The sequence below is a fragment of the Neptuniibacter sp. genome (assembly GCF_024231755.1).
GTDB lineage: Bacteria > Pseudomonadota > Gammaproteobacteria > Pseudomonadales > Balneatricaceae > Neptuniibacter.
In genome coordinates, this window is the sequence record NZ_JAAEQH010000194.1 from 1 (window position 1) to 874 (window position 874).

The 874-nt window shown below is 44.4% G+C and carries 2 protein-coding genes; both read left to right on the forward strand.

Annotated elements, in window-relative coordinates; all coding sequences use genetic code 11:
- Positions 1-150 precede the first annotated feature (150 nt).
- On the forward strand, positions 151-498 hold the full coding sequence (locus GY843_RS10145; RefSeq protein ID WP_297309164.1) for a type II secretion system protein: 348 nt from the start codon (positions 151-153) through the stop codon (positions 496-498).
- 107 nt (positions 499-605) lie between these two features.
- A partial coding sequence (locus GY843_RS10150) for a type II secretion system protein (protein ID WP_297309166.1) occupies positions 606-874 on the forward strand: 269 nt, incomplete at its 3' end.

An 874-nucleotide genomic window follows, 5' to 3' on the forward strand; every position in this document is an offset into this window, starting at 1 on the left:
AAAAAGGGGGGTGATACTTCTTTATTAAAGGGAGAATAAATTTATCTGCGATACAATGAACTTTAGATACATAACAACAGGATGTTCCAGAAACCAAACAACGCAATAAATCAAACAATAAAGGATATATAGAGGAGGGTTCCCAATATAATGAAAATCCATAAGAAAGAAAAAGGTTTTACCCTGATCGAGTTGCTGGTAGTGGTTGCCATTCTTGGCATACTGGCTGCGGTCGTGGTACCTAATGTAAGCAAGTTTATTGGTAAGGGTGATACTGAAGCAAACTCGACTGAAGAATCTAATGTAGCGCTTGCAGTAACCGCTATGTTGGCTGATGCCAACAGCGGCACTGTTACTGTCACAGCCGCCGACACAAATGATCTTTCTACTGTTGCAAGTGGTGCCTATCTCCTGAGCAGCTACCTGCAGGATACCACGATGAAGTGTGCCTACACTATCTCCGGAACTGGAACTGTCAGTCAAGGCACGTGCACCTAGTTGCCTTACTATAACACTCACATAATTTAAAGGTCAGAAAACAGGCACTCATGCGGTGCCTGTTTTCTCCCATCGCAAATCAATCATTAGATTAATGGATGTTCCAGATGAAAAGTAAACCGCGAAACGAAGCAGGATTCACGCTGATCGAGCTACTGGTGGTGGTTGCGGTTCTCGGTATACTTGCCGCAGTGGTCATTCCAAACGTAAGTAAGTTCGTTACCTCCGGTAATACACCGGCAAACCAGGCAGAGGTTGACAACGTGTTGACTGCCGTCACTCATATGCTGTATAACGCAGGCACGGCTACTGTGACCGTGGAGCAAGCCACTTATAGCGATAATATTGCTAATGTCGCAGCTGATTCATATACACT

What these genes read in the sequence shown, in the direction of transcription:
- GY843_RS10145 (WP_297309164.1), top strand. Translation starts at nt 151, where the DNA reads ATGAAAATCCATAAGAAAGAAAAAGGTTTTACCCTGATCGAGTTGCTG.